Raw genomic sequence first — 15,437 nt, forward strand, 5'->3', positions numbered from 1 at the left:
CCCCAGGTCCGAGACCTGAGGGGCTTCTGTCTGTGCGCGAGGGGGGAGTTGAACCCCCACGCCCTTTCGGGCACTGGAACCTGAATCCAGCGCGTCTGCCTATTCCGCCACCCGCGCATTGGGTGTGTCCTCAGGCCCTTCACCCCAGGGGGCTGGCGCCTTCCGACATGCAGAAGATTAGCACGGTGCACGGGGTGGATTCACATCCCTTTCCCCTGAGCAGGACCCCCCGTTCCCCCGGGCCGGACGCCCCGCGCGAGGCCCCCATCAGCGGTCACCGCCTCGCACCCACCCGTCCCGCCGACCCCCCTCACCCCCTCCGACCTCCCCCTCCGAACACCCCCCACCCCCCGCCACGTATCAACCCACGTATCAACGTGGACCGGTTCACGTATCAACCTCGTACCGGTAACCGCCATCTCCCCAGGAGGCGGGCAAGGTCCACAGTCAGGTGCGGGACACTTGTCTGCGGCCCCCTCTACGATCCTGGGCAGGAGTACTGACAGGAGTAGTGGCAGAAGGAGTTCGACCGGGCCGACAAGGGGGAACCAGCCGATTTACCGGCGCGTGGATACGATCAGTAAGCAGTACCAAGGCAGTCGGCACGACAATCACCACCACAGACACGACGACAGACACCACGGCAGCCGGCACGGCGGTCGGTACGACAGCCAGTGCGGCAACGACGGAGGAGGTGCCCCATGGGAGTCCTGAAGAAGTTCGAGCAACGCCTCGAAGGTCTGGTCAACGGCACCTTCGCCAAGGTGTTCAAGTCCGAGGTCCAGCCCGTCGAGATCGCCGGCGCGCTCCAGCGGGAGTGCGACAACAACGCGACGATCTGGAACCGCGACCGGACCGTCGTACCCAACGACTTCATCGTGGAGCTGAGCACGCCGGACTTCGAGCGGCTCAGCCCCTACTCCGGCCAGCTCGGTGACGAGCTCGCCGGCATGGTGCGCGACTACGCCAAGCAGCAGCGCTACACCTTCATGGGAACCATCAAGGTCCACCTGGAGAAGGCGGACGACCTCGACACCGGTCTGTACCGGGTGCGCAGCCGTACGCTCGCCTCCTCCGCCAACCAGCAGGCTCCCGGCACCCCCGCTCCGGCGGCACCGCCGACGGCGGGACGGCCCGGCGGCTACGGCTATCCGCCCGCCGCCGCGCCCGCGAGCGCCCCGCCGCCCATGCCCGCCGCACCGCCGCCCGGCGGCCGCGGCTCGGCGCCGTACCTCCAGCCCGCGCCCGCCGCCCCGGCGGCCGGTGTGCGGATGCGGTACTGGGTGGAGATCAACGGCGCCCGCCATCAGATCTCCCGCTCGACGCTGGTGATGGGCCGCAGCACCGAGGCCGACGTGCGGATCGACGACCCCGGCGTATCCCGCCGGCACTGTGAGATCCGGACCGGAACGCCCTCGGTGATCCAGGATCTCGGGTCCACCAACGGCATCGTGGTGGACGGGCAGCACACCACCCGCGCTACGCTCCGCGACGGCTCGCGGATCGTCGTGGGCAGCACCACCATCATTTACCGGCAAGCCGAAGGGTGAAGCGGGGGCAATGTCAGAGCTGACCCTCACGGTCATGCGGCTGGGTTTCCTGGCCGTACTGTGGCTGTTCGTGATCGTGGCCGTGCAGGTCATCCGCAGCGACCTGTTCGGAACGCGTGTCACACAGCGCGGCTCGCGACGGGAAGCCGGACGACCGCAGCAGCAGGCCGCCCGGCAGGCGGCGCCTCCGCAACAGCGCCAGCAGCAGCCGAGCGGGGGCGGCCGGCGGGGCCGTAACGCCCCTTCAAAACTGGTCGTCAGTGAGGGAATCCTCACCGGCACCACCGTCGCGCTCCAGGGCCAGACCATCACCCTGGGCCGGGCGCACGATTCGACGATCGTGCTGGACGACGACTACGCGTCCAGCCGTCATGCCAGGATCTACCCGGACCGCGACGGCCAGTGGATCGTCGAGGACCTCGGATCCACGAACGGCACGTACCTGGACCGGTCCCGGCTGACGACCCCCACACCGATTCCGCTGGGCGCGCCGATCCGCATCGGCAAGACCGTCATCGAGCTGCGGAAGTAGTACGAAAATGAGCGAGCGGAGCGAGCACGCAGCGGCGGACCGCCTGGCGGACCCCGGCGCGCTCCCGACCGGAGGGTGGGCACCGTGCGGATGTACCCGGAGCCGACGGGCGAGGTGCGCATGAGTCTGTCACTGCGCTTCGCCGCCGGATCGCACAAAGGCATGATCCGCGAGGGCAACGAGGACTCCGGCTACGCCGGTCCACGTCTCCTCGCGATCGCCGACGGGATGGGCGGTCAGGCCGCCGGCGAGGTCGCCTCCTCCGAGGTGATCTCGACCATCGTCTCGCTCGACGACGACGTGCCGGGCTCCGACATCCTCACCTCGCTCGGCACCGCCGTGCAGCGGGCCAACGACCAGTTGCGGATGATGGTCGAGGAGGATCCCCAGCTGGAGGGCATGGGCACCACGCTCACCGCCCTGCTGTGGACCGGGCAGCGCCTCGGCCTCGTCCACGTCGGCGACTCCCGCGCCTACCTGTTGCGCGACGGCGTGCTGACCCAGATCACCCAGGACCACACCTGGGTGCAGCGGCTGGTCGACGAGGGCCGGATCACCGAGGAAGAGGCCACCACGCACCCGCAGCGCGCGCTCCTCATGCGCGCGCTCGGCAGTGGCGACCACGTCGAGCCGGACCTGTCGATCCGTGAAGTCCGCGCCGGCGACCGGTACTTGATCTGTTCCGACGGGCTGTCAGGAGTCGTCTCCCACCAGACGATGGAGGACACCCTCGCCAGCTACCAGGGCCCCCAGGAGACCGTGCAGGAGCTGATCCAGCTCGCCCTGCGCGGCGGCGGCCCCGACAACATCACGGTGATCATCGCCGACGTCCTGGACCTCGACACCGGCGACACCCTCGCCGCGCAGCTCTCGGACACCCCGGTCATCGTCGGCGCGGTCGCCGAGAACCAGCTCCACCAGCACGACAACGGCATCATGCAGACCCCGGCCGGCCGCGCCTCCGGGCTCGGCCGCCAGGTGCCCGGACAGAACGGCGGGGGCGGCGAGTTCGGCCCGCCCGGCTCCGGCGACACCACCGGCTACGCCCCCGAGGGCAGCTTCGGGGACTACACCGACGACGACTTCGTGAAGCCCTCCAGGGGCCGCAGGTGGTTCAAGAGATCCTTCTACACCGTGCTCGCGCTCGCGGTCATCGGCGGCGGCCTCTACGGCGGCTGGCGCTGGACGCAGACGCAGTACTTCGTCGGCGCCAACGGCGAACACGTGGCCCTGTACCGGGGCATCAGCCAGGACCTCGCCTGGGTCTCGCTGTCGAAGGTGGAGAAGGACCACCCCGACATCGAACTCAAGTACCTGCCGCCCTACCAGCAGAAGCAGGTCGAGGCGACGATCGCCGAGGGCGGTCTCCAGGACGCCCAGAAGAAGATCGCCGACCTCTCCGTGCAGGCCTCCGCGTGCAAGAAGGAGTCCGAGCGCGAGAGCGCCGCCACCAAGCCCAGTGGCACCACGGGAACCACCAGCACCTCGCTCACGTCCAAGGCCACGCCGAAGCCGACTCCTTCGAACTCGACCTCGGTGTCCCCGTCCCCGACCCCGTCTGCGACTCCCAGCCCCGGTCCCAGCCTTTCGGAGGAAGAGCAGCAGGTCGTCTCGCAGTGCAGCAAGTAATAGGCAAGCCGTGAGAGGCCCCGTCACACGATGAGCAGTTCTACCAACACGCCGTCGCACCACACGTCCACGATCGGCTCCATCGGCGCACCGAGCCGGCGCAACACCGAGCTGGCGCTCCTGGTGTTCGCGGTCGTCATCCCGGTCTTCGCCTACGCCAACGTGGGCCTGGCCATCGACGGCACGGTGCCGTCCGGTCTGCTGGGCTACGGCCTCGGGCTCGGCCTGCTCGCCGGCGTCGGCCATCTCGTGGTCCGGAAGTTCGCCCGGTACGCGGACCCGCTGCTGCTGCCGCTCGCCACGCTGCTGAACGGCCTCGGACTGGTCATCATCTGGCGGCTGGACCAGTCACCGAGACTCCAGCAGCGGGCCAAGAGCCTGTTCGGCGCGTTCAGCCCGGACGCGCCGAAGCAGCTGCTGTACTCGGCGCTCGGCATCGCGTTCTTCGCGGTGATCATCGTGTTCCTGAAGGACCACCGCATCCTCCAGCGCTATACGTACATCTCCATGGTCGTCTCGCTGGTCCTGCTCGTCGCGCCGGTGTTCTTCCCCGCCGTCAACGGCGCCAAGATCTGGATCAGCATCGGCGGGTTCACCATCCAGCCCGGCGAGTTCGCGAAGATCATCATCGCGATCTTCTTCTCCGGCTATCTCATGGTGAAGAGAGACGCGCTCGCACTGGCCAGCCGTCGTTTCATGGGGCTGTACCTGCCTCGCGGCCGTGACCTCGGCCCCATCCTCATGGTGTGGGCGATGAGCCTGCTCATCCTGATCTTCGAGACCGACCTCGGAACCTCGATGCTGTTCTTCGGGATGTTCGTCGTCGTCCTGTACGTCGCCACCGAGCGCACCAGCTGGATCGTCTTCGGTCTGCTGATGTCCGGTGCCGGTGCGGTCGGCGTCGCCTCCTTCGAACCGCACGTCCAGGAGCGCGTCAACGCCTGGCTGAACCCCTTCTCCCCGAAGGTCATGGCGCAGAGCGACCAGATCGCCCAGTCCCTGATGTCGTTCGGCTCGGGCGGCACCCTCGGTACCGGCCTCGGCCAGGGCAATTCGGACCTCATCGGCTTCGCGGCGAACTCCGACTTCATCTTCGCCACCTTCGGCGAGGAACTCGGCCTGGCCGGCGTGATGGCGATCCTGCTGCTGTACGGCCTGATCGTCGAGCGGGGTGTGCGCACCGCGCTCGCCGCCCGCGACCCGTTCGGCAAGCTCCTCGCGATCGGCCTCTCCAGCGCCTTCGCCATCCAGGTGTTCGTCGTCGCCGGCGGCGTGATGGGCCTGATCCCGCTGAGCGGCATGACCATGCCGTTCGTCGCCTACGGCGGCTCGTCCGTCATCGCCAACTGGGCCTTGATCGGCATCCTGATCCGCATCAGCGACACCGCCCGCCGCCCGGCCCCCGCGCCCGCATCCAACCCCGACGCCGAGATGACCCAGGTGGTCCGTCCATGAACAAGCCCCTGCGCCGGATCGCGCTCTTCTGCGGACTCCTCGTCCTCTCCCTGCTCATCCGGGACAACTGGCTCCAGTACGTCAAAGCGGATTCCCTGAAGACGAACGCGCTCAACCGTCGTGTCTCCATCGAGCGCTACGCCCAGCCCCGCGGGAACATCATCGTCGACGGCCAGTCGGTGACCGGGTCCAAGGAAACCTCCAGCAGCGACTTCAAGTACAAGCGCACCTACACCGACGGCCCCATGTGGGCCCCGGTCACGGGCTTCGCCTCGCAGGCCTTCGGCGCGAACCAGCTGGAGTCCCTGGAGGACGGCATCCTCACCGGCAACGACGACCGGCTCTTCTTCCGCAACACCCTCGACATGGTCACCGGCAAGCAGAAGTCCGGCGGCAACGTCGTCACCACCCTCAACTCCTCCGCCCAGAAGGCCGCCTACGACGGCCTCAAGAAGCAGGGCGGCAAGGGCGCCGTCGTCGCCCTCGACCCCTCCACCGGCAAGATCCTCGCGCTGGCCTCCTACCCGTCGTACGACCCCTCGACGTTCGCCGGGAACTCCACCTCCACGGACACCAAGGCCTGGCAGAAGCTCCAGAAGAAGTACGACCCCGACGACCCCATGCTCAACCGCGCCCTGCGCGAGACCTACCCGCCCGGCTCCACCTTCAAGATCGTCACCGCGTCCGCCGCACTGCAGAACGGCCTGTACGACTCCGCCGACACGGCCACGAACTCGCCGCTGCCGTGGATCATGCCGGGCACCACGACCCCGCTGAAGAACGAGGGCAACCTGCCCTGCAAGAACGCCACCCTGCGCGAGGCCCTCCGCGTCTCCTGCAACAGCGTCTTCGGCAAGATCGGTGCCGACCTCGGCAACGCCAAGATGCTCGCCGAGGCCAAGAAGTACGGCTTCGACTCCGAGCAGTTCACGCCGATCCGCTCCAACGCCTCGGTCTTCTCCGACAACATGAACCAGTCGCAGACCGCGCTCTCCTCGATCGGCCAGTACAACACCGCCGCGACCCCGCTCCAGATGGCCATGATCGCCTCCGCGGTCGCCAACGACGGCAAGCTGATGAAGCCGTACATGGTCGACAAGCTCCAGTCGTCGAACCTCGACACCATCGCGCAGACCGAGCCGGAGGAGATGAGCCAGCCGCTCTCCTCGAAGAACGCGCAGATCCTCCAGTCGATGATGGAGACGGTCGTCGAGAAGGGCACCGGCACCAGCGCGAAGATCTCCGGCGTCACCGTCGGCGGCAAGACCGGCACCGCCCAGCACGGTGTCGCCAACAGCGAGAACCCGTACGCCTGGTTCCTCTCCTACGCCAAGAACGCCGACGGCAGTTCGCCGGTGGCCGTGGCGGTGGTCATCGAGGACGACAAGGCCAACCGTGACGACATCTCCGGCGGCGGTCTCGCGGCCCCGATCGCGAAGAGTGTCATGGAGGCGGTCATCGACAGCAAGAAGTGACTCCGCTCACGTCCCCTTCACATCGGTGCACGTTGCGATACCGGTCCTGTATCGGGTGACGGGCTTGGCCAGGTCACACAGAGCCAGCCGGGTACGGTAGGCCCGGACGGCTAGCCTCCGACCGCACATCCGTGCGGGTCGGGACCGACGGAGAGGGCTGGTAGGGAACTATGGAAGAGCCGCGTCGCCTCGGCGGCCGGTACGAGCTGGGCCAGGTGCTCGGCCGTGGTGGCATGGCGGAGGTCTACCTCGCCCATGACACACGCCTCGGCCGCACGGTGGCGGTGAAGACGCTGCGCGTCGACCTTGCGCGCGACCCTTCCTTCCAGGCCCGGTTCCGCCGGGAGGCCCAGTCGGCCGCCTCGCTCAACCATCCCGCGATCGTCGCGGTCTACGACACGGGCGAGGACTACGTCGACGGGGTCTCGATCCCGTACATCGTCATGGAGTACGTCGACGGTTCGACGCTCCGTGAGCTGCTCCACAGCGGCCGCAAGCTGCTGCCGGAGCGTGCCATGGAGATGACCATCGGCATCCTCCAGGCCCTGGAGTACTCGCACCGCAACGGCATCGTCCACCGCGACATCAAGCCGGCCAACGTCATGCTGACGCGCACCGGCCAGGTCAAGGTGATGGACTTCGGCATCGCCCGCGCGATGGGCGACTCCGGCATGACGATGACGCAGACGTCCGCGGTGATCGGCACCGCCCAGTACCTCTCCCCGGAGCAGGCGAAGGGCGAGCAGGTCGACGCCCGCTCGGACCTCTACTCGACGGGCTGCCTCCTCTACGAGCTGCTGACGGTACGGCCGCCCTTCGTGGGCGACTCCCCCGTCGCGGTGGCGTACCAGCACGTGCGCGAGGAGCCGCAGCCGCCGAGCGTCTTCGACGCGGAGATCACGCCGGAGATGGACGCGATCGTCCTGAAGGCGCTCACCAAGGACCCCAACTACCGCTACCAGTCCGCCGACGAGATGCGCATGGACATCGAGGCCTGCCTCGACGGCCAGCCGGTCGCGGCGACGGCGGCGATGGGTTCGGTCGGCTACGGCGCCTACGGCGACGACCAGGCGACGACGGCCCTGCGTTCCGACGCCGGCGCCACGACGATGCTGCCCCCCATGAACCCGGACGACGGCGGCTTCGGCTACGACGACCGTCCGGACCGCCGCCGCCAGCAGAAGAAGTCGAACACCTCGACGATCCTGCTGGTCGTGGCGGCGGTCCTGGTGCTGGTGGGCGCGATCCTGATCGGGAAGTGGGCGTTCAGCGGTAACGGCTCGGCCAACGACAACGTAGATACGCCGACCTTCATCGGGCAGACCAAGGACTCCGCCAACACCATGGCGGACAACATCGGCCTGAAGCTGTCGTTCACGTCGAAGACCTGCGCGGACCAGCCCAAGGGCAAGATCTGCACGCAGAACCCGGATCCCAACACCTCGGTCAAGAAGGACTCCACGGTCAACCTGGTCGTCTCGACCGGCGCCCCGAAGGTCGTCGTACCGAGTGTCGTCGGCCAGAGCTTCGACGACGCCTCCGAGACGCTCACCGGCGACAAGTACCAGTTCAAGGTGGAGAAGAAGGAGAAGGTGTCCGGCGAGGACCCCGGCACGGTCCTGGAGCAGGACCCCGTCCTCGGTGCGCAGGTCGAGAAGGGCACCACCGTCACCCTGACCGTCGCCAAGGCCGAGGCGAAGTCCACGGTCCCCGACGTCAGCGGCAAGAGCTGTGACGACGCCAAGGCGCAGATGCAGCAGAACAACCTCGTCGGCAACTGCACCGAGGTGGCGACCACCGACACGAACCTGAACGGCAAGGTCGTCGCGACCTCGCCCACGGCCGGGACGCAGGTCGACAAGAACTCGTCGGTCAACATCCAGATCGGCAAGGTCTCCCAGACCCAGGTCCCGAACGTCGTCGGCCAGACGGTGGCGAACGCCAAGCAGATTTTGCAGCAGAACGGCTTCACCAACATCCAGTTCGCCGACAACAGCGATCAGGGCGACAACGCGATCGTGACCCAGCAGGACCCGGGCTCGGGCAACCAGGTGGACGACCCCGGCAACACGCAGATCACCCTCACCACCGTGGGCACCGGCAACGGCAACAACAACGGTGGCGGCGGCTTCTTCGGGGGCAACTCCGGATAGGCGGCACACCGTTACGACATGACGGAGCCCCGGCACCCTCCACAGGGTGCCGGGGCTCTTTCGTCCGTCCGGTGCGCTACGACCCCGCCGTCAGCGGAGCTCCTTCGGCGGTGTCCGCGCGCTGTCCACCTTGTCGACGCGGACCAGCTCGCCCCACACCACGTACCGGTACCGGGACGTGTACACCGGCGTGCAGGTCGTCAGGGTGATGTAGTGCCCGGCCTTCTTCTTGCCGGACTCCGTGGGGACCTGGGCGAGCGTCTTGACGTTGTACTTCGAGGTCTCGGGAAGGATGTCGTAGACCTTGTAGACGTACCAGTCGTCCTTCGTCTCGAAGACGATCGGGTCGCCCTTCCTGAGCTTGTCGATGTTGTGGAACTTGGCGCCGTGGCCGTCGCGGTGGGCGGCGAGGGTGAAGTTGCCGTTCTTGCCGGTGGTCGGGAGGGCGGCCTTGACGGGGTCCGTGTAGTAGCCGGCGACGCCGTCGTTCAGGACGCTCGTCTCGGTGCCCTTCTCGACCAGCACCTCGCCGTTCTTCATGGCGGGCACGTGCAGGAAGCCGATGCCGTCCTTGGTGTCGAGCGCGCCGGGACCGGTGTCCTTGTCCTTGGACCAGTTGTTCCGGACCTTGTCGCCCTGTTTGTCGGCCGTGCGGTCGGCGACGACGTTCGTCCACCACAGGGAGTAGACGACGAACAGGCCGAGGATCAGGCCCGCCGTGATGAGGAGTTCACCGAAGAGGCTGACCGCCGTCGCGACCGGGCCGGTACCGCGGGGGCGGTCCGGCGGGGAGGCGGGCGTGTCGGTCTGCTCTTCGGTGTCGTCGGTGGTCGCTGCCACGTTCATCTGCCCTTACTCGATGAGCGCATCCGGCTTGCCCTTGCTGCGCGGCCGTACCTCGACCATCTTGCCCCAGACGATCAGCCGGTACTTGCTGGTGAACTCCGGCGTACAGGTCGTCAGCGTGATGTAGCGGCCGGGCTTGGTGAAGCCCGAGCCCTTGGGGATGGGGTCGATGACACTGGTGTTGCTCGGCGCCGTCACGGGCAGCGTCTTCGTCATCTTGTAGACGTAGTAGGTGTCCTGGGTCTCCACCACGACCTCGTCGCCCGGCTTGAGCTGGTTGATGTACCGGAACGGTTCGCCATGGGTGTTGCGGTGCGCGGCGAGCGCGAAGTTGCCGGTCTTCGCGTCCGGCATCGCGGTCTTGAGGGTGCCCTCGCTGTAGTGCCCGACCATCCCCTTGTCGAGCACCTTCTTGTTGCTGACGCCCTCGGCGATCGGCGCCACCACGTCCAGCTTGGGGATGTGCAGGATGGCGAAGCCCTGCCCCGGCGAGAACTCTCCGGGGGCGCGCTTCCCGCTCGCCCAGTCGTTCTGGAGCTGGCTCGCCTCGCTGCCGGCCTGCGCGTGCGCCCGTACGTTCGTCCACCACAGCTGGTAGGTGACGAACAGCAGCATCAGCACGCCGGTGGTGATGAACACCTCGCCGATGGCCCGGCTCGCGACGACCGCGGCCCCCGGCTTGTTCGCCCGCTGCCGCCGCCGCGCCTCGACCCGCGAGAGACGTGCGCCGCCACCGGACGAAGCCGATGCCGACTCCGGTGTCGCAGAGGCCTCGGTGGTCTCCTCCGCCGCCCCGCCGGCCCCATGACGCCCGTGACGCCCCTTGGCGGCCTTTCTGCGGGCCGCACGCCCGCCCGTGGGGGTTCCTGTGGCGGAGGAGGCGGATGAGGCGTCAGACGCCGATATGGACCGGCCGTGGCCCGTCCGCTCCGGCGAGAGATCCGCTATCCGCAGCGCGACGGTCTCTTCGTCGATCGGACCGTACGGCACCCCGGACGCGCCCTGAGCCTGCGTGCCGTGCCACTGGTCGAACCCGCCCTGTTCCCCGTACGACGGCTCCGCGTACGGCTGCTCCCCGTACGCGGCCTCGGACTCGCGCTCGGGGCGCAGCGCGGTCACGCCGTGGCCCTGCCCACCACCGGGGCGAGCCCCACCGACCTCGCCACGGCACCCTCGTCGCCGCACTCCACCAGCCAGTTGGCCAGCATCCGGTGGCCGTGCTCGGTGAGCACCGACTCCGGGTGGAACTGGACGCCCTCGACGGGCAGTTCGCGGTGGCGCAGGCCCATGATGATGCCGTCGTGCGTTCTGGCGGTGACGTCCAGCTCGGCCGGGACCGTCCCCGGCTCGGCCGCCAGCGAGTGGTAGCGGGTCGCCGTGAAGGGCGAGGGCAGTCCGGCGAAGACGCCCTTGCCCTCGTGCTCGACGAGCGAGGTCTTGCCGTGCAGCAGTTCGGGGGCGCGGTCCACGACACCGCCGTAGGCCACCTGCATCGACTGCATGCCGAGGCAGACGCCGAAGACGGGTACCCCGGTCGAGGCGCAGTGCCGGACCATCTCGATGCAGACGCCGGCCTCCTCGGGGGTGCCGGGGCCGGGCGAGAGGAGGACGCCGTCGAAGCCGTCCTGGGCGTGCGCGGTCGACACCTCGTCGTTGCGCAGCACCTCGCACTCGGCGCCCAGCTGGTACAGGTACTGGACCAGGTTGAAGACGAAGCTGTCGTAGTTGTCGACGACGAGAATCCGTGCACTCACTGGTTGTCCACCGTCACATCGTTGAAGGGCAGCAGCGGTTCGGCCCACGGGAAGACGTACTGGAACAGGATGTAGACCACGGCCAGGGCAAGGACGAGCGAGATGAGCGCCCTGACCCACACGTTGCCCGGCAGATGCCGCCAGATCCAGCCGTACATGCCGTCCCTTCCCGTCGCACCACGGCACCAGACTCACGCCGTACGTCACCAGACTAACGGCGCAGCGCGGCTGGTCTCCCGGCCTCCACAGGCTGTGTGGAGTCGAGATGGGCCCAGACGATCAGCCGGTGGCTGTGCCCCCACTCCGGATCGCACGTGGTCAGCGTGAGATAGCGGCCCGAGGCCGTGTACCCGGACTTACGTGGCACAGGATCGATCACCTCAATGTCGGTGGGCACTGTTTTGTAAGGCCCTTTGTCGATCCGATACGTGAACCAGGTGGTCCCGTCCGTCAGCACCACCGCGTCACCCACGCGCAGCTCCGGAAAGTTCACGAAGGGGTTGCCGTACGTCCGTCTGTGCCCCGCCACCGCGAAGTTGCCGACCTGCCCCAGCCGCGCGGTGCCGGCGTAGTGCCCGAGCCCCTTCTTGAGGGTGCTCACGTCGGTGTCCTCAAGGACGGGCTTGTTCCACGTGAAACCAAGCCGCGGGATGTACATGATCGCGAAGGGCTTGCCGTCCTTGTACGCGGCCGGTCTCGCCGGAGCGGGCGAGGCGGCGGGCGCCGGCGCGGGGGATGCCTTGGGGTGCGCGGTCTGCTGCGACCACTGGTTGTGCAACTGGTGGATCTGGTCGCTCATCGTGCGGTCGGCCTTCACGCCGGTCCAGAACAGGACGTAGACCACGAAGAGGACGATCAGGGTGCCTACGGTGATGCAGAGTTCGCTGACGCTCCTGACGATCACGCGCACCGGCAGCTCCCGTACGGCCGCTTACTCCACTGGCTTCGCGTAGTGCAGATCCACTGTGCCCGAGTACCCGGGAAGAGTCACGGTCCCGTCGTCGGTCACTTTCCAACCGAGCCCGTAGACGTCGACGTACACCTTGTAGTTCTGGATCGCCTTGGACGCCGTCAGCGCCGCCTGGAGCTTCCCCGGGTCCCCGACCGCCGTGATCTTGTACGGCGGTGAGTAGACCCGGCCCTGGAGGATCAGGGTGTTGCCCACGCAGCGCACGGCGCTGGTCGCGATCAGCCGCTGGTCCATGACCTTGATGCCCTTGGCGCCGCCCTGCCAGAGGGCGTTCACCACGGCCTGGAGGTCCTGCTGGTGGATGACCAGGTAGTCGGGCTGCGGCTCGGGGTAGCCGGGGAGCTTGGCGGTGGCGTTGGGCGGGGCGTCGTTCAGGGTGACGGTGACGGCCTTGCCCTTGAGCCGCTGCGCGCCCGCGGTCCGCTCCAGTGCCGTGAGCTTCTTGTCGTCGGCGCCGGTACTGCCGTCGTCCTCCTTACGGAGGGCGTCGACCTCGTCGCGCAGGACCCCGTTCGCGTCGTTCAGCCGGCCGTTCTTCTGGCTGCGGGTCTGGATCAGGTCGGACAGCTTCAGCAAGGAGGCGTCCGTGCGGATGTTGGTGCCCTTGGCCGTGTCGAAACTGGTGAAGAAGATGAGCCCCGCGAGGGCGAAGACGGCCACCGTCAGAATCCGCACGGGACGGAAACGGCGGATACGGGCGGGACTGGTACCCGTCCCGGGGGAGTCGGCAGAATTGCTCAACGTACCCTTATCTCCTTCGGCGCCGCGGAAGCACTACGCTAACGGACGCCCGGGGGAGCACTCAGTGTCCCCTTGTACGCTGCCCCGGAGCCCGCCCCAGTTCCCTGCGCGGCCACGCAGCGCATCGACAGGAGAGACCCTCGTGCCGAAGTCACGTATCCGCAAGAAGGCCGACTACACGCCGCCGCCGGCGAAAGCGGCGACCGCCATCAAGTTGAACAGCCGTGCCTGGGTCGCTCCGGTCATGCTGGCCATGTTCGTCATCGGGCTGGCGTGGATCGTCGTCTTCTACGTCACCGACGGCTCCATGCCCATCGACAGCCTGGACAACTGGAACATCGTGGTGGGCTTCGGCTTCATCGCCGCCGGGTTCGGCGTCTCCACGCAGTGGAAGTAGCGGCACAAGCAGCGGTCGAAGCTGCGGCCACCACTCGGTGAACGCAGCTCTGCCCACGACTTTCCGCTGAGTTATCCACAGGCCAGAGAAGTATCCACAGCAGGCCTGGGGAAAAAGAACGACGATCTGTGGATAACCCACTGGGTGTTGACGCTGGTGTGACTGACACACTGGCAACCGCAAGCCTGTTCGCCCCCTGCCTGACCTGCATAAACACGGGTCAGCGACAGGGGGCACAGCTGTTCTCCACGGTATGCACAAGATCCGCCACGCACTGTGGACAACGGTTTGATATCAGCTGAGCTGAGCCGTCCTGATCAGCGTCAACACCACGACGACGACCAGTACGACCGCACAGGTGCCGTACTGGATCAGGGCCCGCCGCTCACGCGGGGCGTGCACCATCGCGTACCCGGTGATCACACCGGCGACCAGGCCGCCGACGTGGGCCTGCCAGGCGATGTTCATCGCCGGGTTGAAGGTGAAGATCAGGTTGATCACCAGGATGGCGATGAGCGGCCGGAGGTCGTAGTTGAGGCGGCGCATCAGAATCGCGGTTGCGCCGAAGAGACCGAAGATGGCGCCGGAGGCACCGACCGAGGACGCGTTCGGAGCGGCGAGGAGATAGCTGAGCGCGCTCCCCGCGAGGCCCGAGACGAAGTACAACGCGAGATAGCGGGCGCGGCCGAGAGCAGCCTCCAGGGGACCGCCGAGCCACCACAGGCTGAGCATGTTGAAAATGATGTGAAGCAGGTTGGCGTGCAGGAACATCGCGGTCAACAGCCGGTACCACTGCCCTGCGGAGACGCCGTCGTACGGCGGCAGACCGGTGTCCGAGACCTTGCCGATCAGCTCGAAATGGTCGGTGAACCGGTCCCCCACCGAGGACAGTTGGACCAGATAGACGGCGACGCACAGGCCGACAAGGATCTTGGTGACAAGCCGGGGATCCGACGCCACCGTGCCACCGGCGATCGTGCGCGGCTGGGCCGCGGTCGGAGCGTGCCCCGTGCCGGAACCGCCGCGGACGCACTCGGAACACTGGAAACCGACGGAGGCGCTCACCATGCACTCCGGGCAGATCGGGCGCTCGCAGCGGGTGCAGCGGACGCCGGTCTCGCGGTCCGGGTGCCGGTAGCAGACCGGCAGACTCTGGGCATCCTGGGGCCGCTGTTCCTCCGGGCCCTGCGGGCTGCCTGGCGCCTGGTCCATGGGGTCCCCTCAATCCTTCGTACGCAATGCACCGCCCCGCCCATCCTTACGGACGAGCGGGGCGTTTGGTTCCCGGCGGTAAGTACTGGTGTCAACCCTGGAACCCGGGCCTGTCCGGCCCTGGCCGGCCCTAGCGGGTCTCGACGACGACCGACTCGATGACGACGTCCTTGACCGGGCGGTCGGTGCGCGGGTTGGTGTCGGCGGCCGCGATGGCGTCCACGACCTTCTGGCTCGCCGCGTCGGTGACCTCACCGAAGATGGTGTGCTTGCGGGTCAGCCAGGCCGTCGGGGAGACGGTGACGAAGAACTGCGAGCCATTGGTGCCCGGCCCGGCGTTGGCCATGGCCAACAGGTAGGGCTTGTCGAAACGCAGGTCGGGGTGGAACTCGTCCTCGAACTGGTAGCCCGGGCCACCCGTGCCGTTGCCCAGCGGGTCCCCGCCCTGAATCATGAAGCCCTTGATCACCCGGTGGAAGACCGTACCGTCGTAGAGCTTGGCCGCGGCCTTCTCACCGGTGGTGGGGTTGGTCCACTCCCGCTCGCCCGTGGCGAGCTCGACGAAGTTCTTGACCGTCTTGGGCGCGTGGTTCGGCAGAAGCCGGACTTCGATGTCGCCGAGGCTGGTCCTGAGGGTGGCGTAGAGCTGCTCGGCCACGGTCTGCCTTCCGTTGTCTTCCTGTGACCCCCAAATCCTCGCACGCTCGCTGGGCCCCGTCGTCC

At 67.7% G+C, this 15,437-nt stretch carries 14 protein-coding genes, 1 tRNA gene and 1 pseudogene; 7 read left to right on the plus strand and 9 right to left on the minus strand.

Annotation, left to right across the window (positions count from 1 at the left end):
• Positions 1 to 33 precede the first annotated feature (33 nt).
• Positions 34 to 117 (minus strand) — tRNA-Leu (locus tag OG194_RS23295).
• Between the two features lie 584 nt (positions 118 to 701).
• Between OG194_RS23295 and OG194_RS23300 the strand changes: the two genes are divergently transcribed.
• The 6 genes from OG194_RS23300 to pknB all read left to right on the plus strand — a co-directional run bounded on the left by OG194_RS23300 (position 702) and on the right by pknB (position 8,794).
• Positions 702 to 1,550, plus strand: a complete 849-nt coding sequence (locus tag OG194_RS23300; RefSeq protein WP_327402767.1) for a DUF3662 and FHA domain-containing protein — start codon at positions 702 to 704, stop codon at positions 1,548 to 1,550.
• A gap of 10 nt (positions 1,551 to 1,560) precedes the next feature.
• Positions 1,561 to 2,082, plus strand: coding sequence for an FHA domain-containing protein FhaB/FipA (locus tag OG194_RS23305; protein ID WP_266770390.1), 522 nt, complete (start codon positions 1,561 to 1,563; stop codon positions 2,080 to 2,082).
• Between the two features lie 90 nt (positions 2,083 to 2,172).
• Positions 2,173 to 3,711 (plus strand): Stp1/IreP family PP2C-type Ser/Thr phosphatase, encoded by a 1,539-nt coding sequence (locus OG194_RS23310; RefSeq protein ID WP_327407179.1) that lies wholly within the window; start codon positions 2,173 to 2,175, stop codon positions 3,709 to 3,711.
• A gap of 30 nt (positions 3,712 to 3,741) precedes the next feature.
• Positions 3,742 to 5,166: an FtsW/RodA/SpoVE family cell cycle protein gene (locus tag OG194_RS23315; RefSeq protein WP_327402768.1), complete on the plus strand. Its 1,425-nt coding sequence runs from the start codon at positions 3,742 to 3,744 to the stop codon at positions 5,164 to 5,166.
• A complete protein-coding gene (locus OG194_RS23320) occupies positions 5,163 to 6,641 on the plus strand; it encodes a peptidoglycan D,D-transpeptidase FtsI family protein (protein ID WP_327402769.1) in 1,479 nt (492 codons plus the stop codon). The genes OG194_RS23315 and OG194_RS23320 overlap by 4 nt, the downstream gene beginning before the upstream one ends.
• Positions 6,642 to 6,811: 170 nt before the next feature.
• Positions 6,812 to 8,794: a Stk1 family PASTA domain-containing Ser/Thr kinase gene (pknB, locus tag OG194_RS23325; RefSeq protein WP_327402770.1), complete on the plus strand. Its 1,983-nt coding sequence runs from the start codon at positions 6,812 to 6,814 to the stop codon at positions 8,792 to 8,794.
• Between the two features lie 90 nt (positions 8,795 to 8,884).
• On the opposite strand, the gene OG194_RS23330 is transcribed toward pknB, so the two are convergent.
• The 6 genes and pseudogenes from OG194_RS23330 to OG194_RS23355 form a co-directional block, all read right to left on the minus strand.
• Complete coding sequence (locus OG194_RS23330) at positions 8,885 to 9,640, minus strand: class E sortase (protein ID WP_327402771.1); 756 nt, start codon at positions 9,638 to 9,640, stop codon at positions 8,885 to 8,887.
• Positions 9,641 to 9,646: 6 nt separating this feature from the next.
• A complete protein-coding gene (locus OG194_RS23335; RefSeq protein WP_327402772.1) occupies positions 9,647 to 10,759 on the minus strand; it encodes a class E sortase in 1,113 nt (370 codons plus the stop codon).
• Positions 10,756 to 11,394 (minus strand): aminodeoxychorismate/anthranilate synthase component II, encoded by a 639-nt coding sequence (locus OG194_RS23340; protein WP_327402773.1) that lies wholly within the window; start codon positions 11,392 to 11,394, stop codon positions 10,756 to 10,758. The genes OG194_RS23335 and OG194_RS23340 overlap by 4 nt, the downstream gene beginning before the upstream one ends.
• Positions 11,391 to 11,601: pseudogene (locus OG194_RS23345) on the minus strand (hypothetical protein). Before OG194_RS23345 ends, OG194_RS23340 begins: the two are co-directional and overlap by 4 nt.
• Positions 11,602 to 11,605: 4 nt before the next feature.
• Entirely contained in the window at positions 11,606 to 12,304 is a 699-nt protein-coding gene (locus OG194_RS23350; protein ID WP_327402774.1) for a class E sortase, read from the minus strand.
• 21 nt (positions 12,305 to 12,325) lie between these two features.
• A complete protein-coding gene (locus OG194_RS23355) occupies positions 12,326 to 13,105 on the minus strand; it encodes a DUF881 domain-containing protein (protein ID WP_327402775.1) in 780 nt (259 codons plus the stop codon).
• Positions 13,106 to 13,247: 142 nt separating this feature from the next.
• Between OG194_RS23355 and crgA the strand changes: the two genes are divergently transcribed.
• Positions 13,248 to 13,502: a cell division protein CrgA gene (gene crgA, locus OG194_RS23360; protein WP_033285718.1), complete on the plus strand. Its 255-nt coding sequence runs from the start codon at positions 13,248 to 13,250 to the stop codon at positions 13,500 to 13,502.
• A 294-nt stretch (positions 13,503 to 13,796) separates the two neighbouring features.
• Here the strand turns inward: crgA and OG194_RS23365 are convergent, their stop codons facing one another.
• Entirely contained in the window at positions 13,797 to 14,714 is a 918-nt protein-coding gene (locus OG194_RS23365) for a rhomboid family intramembrane serine protease (protein WP_327402776.1), read from the minus strand.
• A 130-nt stretch (positions 14,715 to 14,844) separates the two neighbouring features.
• The gene (locus OG194_RS23370) at positions 14,845 to 15,372 is read right to left on the minus strand and encodes a peptidylprolyl isomerase (RefSeq protein ID WP_327402777.1); all 528 of its coding nucleotides are present in this window, start codon (positions 15,370 to 15,372) and stop codon (positions 14,845 to 14,847) included.
• Positions 15,373 to 15,437 lie beyond the last annotated feature (65 nt).

This window comes from Streptomyces sp. NBC_01288 (assembly GCF_035982055.1).
Taxonomy (GTDB): Bacteria; Actinomycetota; Actinomycetes; order Streptomycetales; family Streptomycetaceae; genus Streptomyces.